Origin of the sequence: Longimonas sp., assembly GCF_046498435.1 — a bacterium.
GTDB lineage: Bacteria > Bacteroidota > Rhodothermia > Rhodothermales > Salinibacteraceae > Longimonas.
On record NZ_JAWOAR010000147.1, the window covers coordinates 1 to 8,325 of the forward strand.

Consider the following 8,325-nt stretch of genomic DNA (forward strand, 5'->3'; position numbering starts at 1 on the left):
GTTTAATAAGCTTATTGATGAAAAAAATAATAAATATCCTGATAATGAGATTATTGAGCTTTATGAGTTTTATAAGTAAATGGTTGTAGAGAGCATCGATAGAATTAGGGATTGGCTGCAATCGGTTCTTCCGCTTCGCGCTTGATCGCCGGCTCCTCGTGTTGGGGAGCGGACGAGGTGTCCTCGTCGTCGGAGGCGCTGTTGTTGGAGGCATCAGCATGAGGCGCCTGCGCGGTTTTTTCGCGGTTGCGCTCGGCCTTCGCCTCCACCTGTGCGCGCTCAATGGCTGCAATGGTGGCTTTCATCTCGTCATCGGGGGTGCGGAACCAGTCGGTGCTCCAGATGCGGTGGATGCGCCAGCCCAGGTTCTCCAGCACCGCCTGCCGCGTGCGGTCGCGCACACGAGCCATCTTGGCGCTGTGGTACGTGGCGCCGTCGCACTCAATGCCGAGCACGTAGCGGCCCTCGCGCTCCGGGTCGACCACCGCCAGATCGATGAAAAACCCGGCCACCCCAATCTGATGCTCCACGCGGTAGCCCGCACTACGAAGCCGCTGCGCGACCGCGCTCTCAAACGGCGAGTCGGGGCCGCCCCCGGTGACTGTGGGCACGTCGAGTTCGCCGGTCTCTGCAAACTTCAGATATTCCTTCAGCACCTGCACGCCACGCGCATTGGTGCGATGCAGATCGATGTCGTCGGGGTTGAGGTTCGTGAACACCTCGCAGCGATACTTGGCGCGCGTGGTGAGCACGTTGAGGCGCCGCTCGCCGCCTTCACGGTTGAGTGGACCAAAGTTCATGGTCACCTTGCCGTTCGCATCCCGCCCGTACCCCACGCTGATGTACATCACGTCGCGCTGGTCGCCTTGCACGCTCTCCAGGTTTTTGACAAAGAACGGCTCCGTGGGATGCCCGGTGAAGAACGACTCGCACGACGGATCGTCGCGGCGCAGGTGCTCCAGGCGGTCGCGGATGGCGTCTTGCTGCGCTGAGCTAAACGTGGCTACGCCCAGCGACATATCGGGACGCGTGCGGGCGTGCTCCATCACGCGCTCGGCCACGGCCTGTGCTTCCTTCTTGTTCTGGCGGCTCCCGCCCCGGTCGTAGACGGTATCGGGCAGGTGGTTGTAAACCAGACCGATTTCGCCCTGCTCGGCACTGGGACTCGGAAAGACGTTTAAATTGTTGTCGTAGAACGCTTTGTTGGAAACGGCAATCAGCGATTCGTGGCGGCTGCGGTAGTGAAACCGTAGCATCTGCTCGGGCGCGCCCTTCGACCGAAACAGGTCCAGCACGCTCTCCTGATCGCCCGCCTGCTGCGCAAAGTCGTCGCCGCTGGTGTCGATGGCCGCGTCGAAGAAGTCGGTTGGGGGAAGCTGCTTGCTGTCGCCCACGACCACGGTCTGGTCGCCGCGCAAGATTGCGCCAAAGGCATCCACTGGACGCACCTGACTGGCTTCGTCGAACACGACCAGATCGAACGAAGCGCTCGCGGGCGGCAGGTACTTGGGCACCGACATCGGACTCATCATAAAGACGGGCTTGAGCGCCTGGATCGCGTTTCCGGCGCGCTGCATGAGCAGTCGAATTGGCATGTGGCGGCTCTTTTTGCCGAACTCATGCATCAGCACGCCCATCTGCCCGGCGCCGCTGGGCGGGGGCATCTGCTCGTAGTGCTTCAGCGCCAGCTCGTGCCGGTTGTGCTGAAGCGAGGCGCGATCCAACTCCCGAAATTTCTCGGCCACCTGCTCGTGCTGCTCCCCGCTAAACGTCTTGAGCGCAGGCCGCTCCTCAATAGCGCGCCGCACCAGTGCAGCGTAGTAGGCCCGGTCAAACAGATCGACCAGATGCGCCGGCGCCTCATCCCAGGTGCGCGCTACCTGCTCGACCGACTCCAGATCCTTCGCAGCCAGGTCGTTCGCCAGGGTGTTGTAGGTAATCATCTGTTGGATGCGAGGCACGGCGGCTTCGCACCGGTCAAGCAGTTCGGCCTGCACGTCGTACGGCTGATCGTGCAACGGGCCCTGTTCAAACCGCACATCCGCATTTAGCGCAACGGATGTCGCAAACGCATCAGCAGCCTCGTGGTAGCGCGTGCGGCGCGTGTGCAGGGTGTCGAGGTGATCGGCGAGCGCGGCGGTGTCGGACAGGGGCAGCGCATCGAGCACATCGGCGGGCAGGTCGTCCGCAGCGATGGCGTCGTGCAGAGCAGTGAGTGCTTCGGTGATGGCGTGCAGGCGCTCCCAATCGGAGGAAGGGCCACGCCAGGCGGGACCGAAGACGTCGGCAGCAATGGCATCGTAATCGGTAAGGGTGGATTCGAGGCGCTGGGCTTCGAGAATGGCATCGAGCAACGCCACGCGGTCCTCGCTGTCGTCGGGCAGCGGCCCCTGACACAGCGCAGCCAGCTCGCTTTTGGCGCGTCGCCAGTCGCCAATGAACCAGCGGTACCACTTGGAGCTGTGCTTGGCCAGCGCCTGCCGCATGGCAAACACGTCTTGCGTCCACGCTTCGGGAATGAGTGTGTCGTCGTAGGTGGCGTGGAGTTCGGCATAGCGCCGCCCGGCCTCAACCAGTTCGTGCAGCGCGTCGGTGTTTGCGCGCCACACATCGGCTTCCACATTGACCTCCGACAGGTCGGGCGCGTTGGCGGCCCAAGTGGCAGCGTGCTCCAGACGGTCGGTGGACTGAGGCGTGGTGGGGGCGTTGAGACAAAGCTGTTCGGCCAGCGCCTGGGTGGTGGCTTCGAGGGCGCGGAGCGCTTTGCGGGCCGTGCGGGCGGCTTGTTCAATCGCATCCTGCTCTTCGGGCAGGTAGCCCTTCTTCTCGCATCCCCAAAACGGATGGCGAACCGGAACGCCCATGCCGTCGAGATGCGACGCCACCTGCTCCACCAGAAACCGGCGCGTGTCGAAGTCATCCTTCGTCCACGACTGGGCGGTAGGCAGCCTGAGCGTTGGGGGCTCGGCCTCGCTCAGGGCGTCGCGCAGGTGCGCAAGCTTGCCGTAGGCCACGTACGGACGCACGCTGCTCTGTCCTACGGGCGTGTTAACGGCGTCGGCGTAGTCGTTGAGCCGCTGGCGTGCTTGCAGGAATACGTCGGTGTGCTGCGCGGCATCGTCGACGGTGGGGCGCCCGAGCTTGAGGGTGCGCTGTAGTTCGTTAAGCACCGACTTTTTGCGCGTTTTGTGGCTGTGCAACTCCAGGCAGGCATCGCCCAGCCCCACCTGATCCAGGTTGCGCTTAACCACATCGAGCGCTGCTGCCTTTTCCGATACGAAGAGCACGCGCTGCCCCTGCCCAATGGCCTCGGCAATGATGTTCGTGATGGTCTGCGACTTGCCGGTGCCGGGCGGGCCTTGCAGCACTAGGTTGCACCCTTGTTTGACATCGAGCACGGCGCGCGTCTGCGAGCTATCGGCATCGACCACGTGGTGGGTGTCCTCGGGGGCCAGGTGGTCGTCGAGGTGGGCGTCGTCGGGGATGCGCCCTTCGGGTACAGAAAAGCCTTCGTCGAGCACCTTGCGCAGCACCGGATGGTCGCCGGGCTGTTGATCCTCGGGCCAGTTGGCGGCGTCGAGGTCCTCGAACATCAGGAAACGCGTGAACGAGAAGAAGCCGAGCGCCATGGCATTCGGGGCGATCGACCAGCGGCTCCGTCCCTCGATGACCGAGCGCAGCGCTTCGGTGTAGGCAGCCACATCGAGCGGCGCGCTGTGGGCGTCGTCGGTATCGGGCAGCGGCCAGTCGAGCCCAAACTCGCCCTCCAGAAACGCACGCAGCGAAAGGTTGCCGCCCACGGTGCCGCCGGTGTAGGTGAGGCGGAAGCGGCCCTGCACGTCGGTGCGGTCGAGCGATACGGGCACGAGCAGCAGTGGTGCGCTCCGCTCGGTGTCTGTATCTGGACTGCGGTACCAGCGCAGCATACCCAGCGCCAGATACAGCGTGTTGATGCCTTCTTCCTGCAGCGATTGCTGCGCGTGGTAATAGGTGTTGAGCAGGCGCTGCTGGAGCTGCGGCGAGGTGTACGGCGTTTGCAGCACCGTGTCGGTGTGGCGCTCGGCAGGGCTGTTCGCCTCGGTATCGGGAGCCGGTTCTTCGGGGCCGGCTGATTCGTCCGGCTGACCAAACACCAGTTCGTATTGATCGGCCTCTAATTCGCCCTCCGATTCGCCATTCAGCTTCTGGCGCTGCTCATCGCTCACGCTGTTGAAGGAGAGGCGCCGTTCCTCGTCGACCAAGAGACGATGCACCTGTGTGGCACGTTCGTCGATCACCTCAACGCCCCGCGACTTCAGGGTGCGGTAGCTGATAAGCGGGTTGCGCAGGGTGAGGTCCAGCAGTTCGTTTTTGCGTGCGCGATCGAGCTGCGCATCAACAGAAGCCATAGTAGAATAGGGGCGGTTGGATAAGACGGCCCCGGCACGCACGCGACGGATGTGGTTCAATTCCAGACGCGCACAGGGTTGCGGGGCGAAACGCGTGGTATCAACATGCTGATTAGCACGCACAAGCGCAACACAGCGCGTCCAGCGCCGCAGACCGTGCAGCACAGGCATCACCCCACCCGTCCGCGCACCCAATCGGCCACCCCATCGAGCACGGCAGCGAGCTTGTCGCCGTGGCGTCCGCCTGCCGAGGCAAAGGTCGGACGTCCACCGCCGCCCCCGCCGAGTTCGCGGCCCAGCTCGCCCACCAGATCGCCCGCCTTCAGGTCGTGCGCGCCGATGAGGTCGTCGGCGACCGACGCGACCACGTAGACTTTCTCGCTTTCGGGATCGGTGCTGCCGAGCACGCCCACAGCCCCGGCTCCGAGACGATCACGCAGTTGCTGCCCCAGGTCTTGCAGCAGATCCATATCTGCTTCGCCGATGGAGCCCGTGGCCACGGTGATGCCGTTCACCTCGGTGGCGTCGTCGATGATGCGATCCAGGTGCTGAGCGAGCTGGGCGCGCTGCAAGTCCTGCACCTGATCGCGCAGGGCGTCGCGCTCGGCTTTCAGGGCTGCGATTTCGGATTCGAGCGGACGCTGCAATCCCTGAAACTGCTTCCGCGCCCGGTCGAGCGTCTCCAGTTCGCTTTCCACGTAATCCACGGCCGCATCCCCCGCCACCGCTTCGATGCGTCGAATCCCCGAGGCCACCGAGCCCTCCGAAAGCAGCCGCACGAGCCCGATTTCGCCCGTGGCATCGACATGCGTGCCGCCGCAAAGCTCCATCGAGAAGTCCGGGTCGAACGTAATGACGCGCACCTCGTCGCCGTACTTCTCGTCAAAGAGCGCCGTGGCACCGCGGTCGAGCGCTTCGTCCATCGGCACGCTGCGCTCTTCCTGCTTGGCGATGTTGCGCTGCACGGCCTGGTTGATCTGCACCTCCATGGCGCGGAGCTCGTCGTCGGTGACGGCCTCAAAGTGACTGAAGTCAAACCGCAGCCGGTCGGGCGCCACAAGCGAGCCTTTCTGCTGCACATGCTCGCCCAGCGTGCGGCGCAGCACCGCGTGCAGGAGGTGCGTGGCGGTGTGATGCTTCTTGATGTGCTGACGGCGCGAGGCGTCGACGGTCGCTTCAACCGGCGCGTCGAGCGATTCGGGCAGGCGCTCCACCATGTGCACAATGCGATCGCCGATGCGCTGCGTATCGAGCACGCGCACAGTGTCGCTGCCTACGGTGAGCGTGCCGGTATCGCCCACCTGACCGCCGCTCTCGCTGTAGAAGGGCGTGCGGCTCAGTTCAATGTGCGCGCCAATGCGGTCATCATCGTCCACCGTGCGCACGGCACGAATGGCAGCGTCTTCGAGGTGCGTGGTGTCGTAGCCAACAAACTCCGAGCGCGGACCATCGGACACCGTGTGCCAGTCGCCGTCGGTGTCACCTGTGCCGCCAAACTGCGAGGCCGCACGGGCACGCTCTTTCTGGCGCTTCATGAGCTGCTCATAGCCGTCCATGTCCACAGTCAGACCTTCCTCGCGTGCCATGAGCTGCGTCAGGTCGATGGGGAAGCCGTAGGTGTCGTGCAGCAGGAATGCGACTTCGCCCGCCAGCGCGCCCGCCTCGGCGGTGGTGACAAAGGCTTCGGCGATTGTCGCACGGTCGTCGTGGTCGACGTACGCATTGGTGAGCAGATGCATCGCCTGCGCATCCCCCTGAAGCGATTCGAGGGCGGCCTTGGCATCCTTCTGAGACTGATGCACATACGGCACCACGGTCTGGAAAAAGTCGAGTCCGGTGCCGAGCGTTTCCAGAAAGCTCTCCTCTTCGGAGCGGATGACGTTTTCGAGGTAGCCCTGTTTTTCGTCGAGACCGGGGAAGGCATCGCCCATGGCCTCAGTGAGCGCGGGCAGGAGCGCATACAAGAACGGCTCGCGCAGACCGAGTGTCTGGTAGCCATAGCGCACGGCCCGGCGCAAGATGCGACGGATGACGTAGCCGCGTCCTACGTTGCCGGGGGTTACGCCGTCGAGGATCGCAAACGCAATGGCACGGATGTGATCCACAATCACGCGCAGCGCAATGCGCACCGCCTCCACCTCGTTGGCATCATCAAGATCAATGTCGTTGTACCCGCGCACGGATTCGCGGGGCGACGCATCGGCCACTGCCTGCAGGAGCGGCTCGAACAGGTCGATGTCGTACGTGCTGTCTTTGCCTTGCAGCACCGCCGTAATGCGCTCAAAGCCCATCCCCGTGTCAATGTGCTGATTGTCGAGCAGCTTCAGCGAACCGTCAGGCTGCGCATCGTACTGCATGAACACGAGATTCCAGATCTCAATGACCTTCGGGTGGTCCTTATTGACGAGCGTCTTGCCATCCACCGCCGCGCGTTCCTCGTCGGTGCGCATATCCACATGCACCTCCGAGCACGGCCCGCAGGGACCCGTGTCGCCCATCATCCAGAAGTTTTCTTTCGAAGGCTCATACAGAATGTGCGCCTCCGGAATGGTCGTCTCCTCGGCCCAAAGTGTAGCGGCCTCCTCGTCGGCCTCCAGCCCGAGCGCGTCGTCGCCTTCGTGGACGGTGGCGTACAGCCGCTCCGGCTCCAGGCCCCACTCATCCACCAACAGTTCCCACGCCCAGCGGATGGCCTCGCGCTTAAAGTAGTCGCCAAAGCTCCAGTTGCCGAGCATCTCAAAGAACGTGTGGTGGTAGGTGTCGTGGCCCACCTCGTCGAGGTCGTTGTGCTTGCCCGACACCCGCAGGCACTTCTGCGTATCGGCAGCGCGGCTATAATCGCGGGTGCCGGTGCCCAAGAACACATCCTTGAATTGGTTCATTCCCGCGTTCGTGAAGAGCAGCGTACTGTCGCCCCCCGGCACAATCGAGGCACTCGGCACAATAGCATGGTCTTTCTCCGCAAAGAAGTCGAGGAATTGCTGGCGGATGGCCGAAGCGGAGCGATCGGGGGTAGACATAGACAGAACAGCCGGTTAGAAGACACAAAATTATAGATGGCACAGGAGAAAGCGCAGGCCCGTGCCAGGGTCGGATGTAGATATCCGCGCTCCGGGGGCTCCGTTCCACAGAAGCAGGGACGGGACCGCCGCAGGTGAGGCATCCTCGTCGCTTGACTGTGGGGATGCAGTTTGTGGGGGTGGTGTCTCGTGATTCTGGACTCCGTTTCCGCAAATCCGCGTCCTTTTTCTCCACGCGGAAAACGCCACCCAGATTGAAGACTATAAAAGGCAGGTGGTAAATTCAGAATCTATCTCTCGGAGGCGTAGCAATGAGAGTGTACACGTATTCAGAGGAGCGTCAACATCTTGCTGACCTGCCTAGTGCTCTGTCAACCCTCATTTTGATGGTCGCCTTGCAATCATCTCTCACGAAGCCTGTCATGGTGAGCGCAGTCGAACCATCTCCTTGGCGTTTAGCAGGAACTTTTCGGGACGGCACGGCACACGTATCCATCTTGGTTTAGCCCATAGAATGACCTGTGACACAGCACTAGTCTGTCAAGGATATTTTTTCGGGTTGTGTGATAGTGGAATCCCTCCCCCTAAATCCCCCTCCTCCGAGGGGGACTTGGGAAGTGACACCTCACAGTTCCTTCCTCCTCGGCTAGTCCTTGCACATAACTTTCTCTTTGATATTTTGTTGGCAAGAGGTTTGCCTGCTTTACCACTTGTTCAATTATTTCCCCCTTTGCTAGATCGACTGGATCGTCCGTGCCATTGGATCCGCATTCAGGTCATCTGTTTGGGGGTATTTCGTTTACAGGATTCACACCTCCCCGCGGTATGAAGCCCTTCCGGCCTCGAAGAAGTGGGCCGTCCGGACGAAGCCCGGAGGGACGCGCTCGAAAATTGATCCTGTTTGAGCGAGCCTGCGA

The 8,325-nt window shown here is 62.4% G+C and carries 2 protein-coding genes; both read right to left on the reverse strand.

The features are described 5' to 3' along the window. Positions 1–104 precede the first annotated feature (104 nt). Positions 105–4,388 (reverse strand): DUF4011 domain-containing protein, encoded by a 4,284-nt coding sequence (locus tag R6U20_RS05475; RefSeq protein ID WP_410336856.1) that lies wholly within the window; start codon positions 4,386–4,388, stop codon positions 105–107. A gap of 170 nt (positions 4,389–4,558) precedes the next feature. Continuing rightward, positions 4,559–7,408 carry an alanine--tRNA ligase gene (gene alaS, locus R6U20_RS05480; RefSeq protein WP_410336857.1) on the reverse strand — a complete coding sequence of 950 codons (2,850 nt, stop codon included), beginning with the start codon at positions 7,406–7,408 and terminating at the stop codon, positions 4,559–4,561. Between the last annotated feature and the right edge of the window lie 917 nt (positions 7,409–8,325).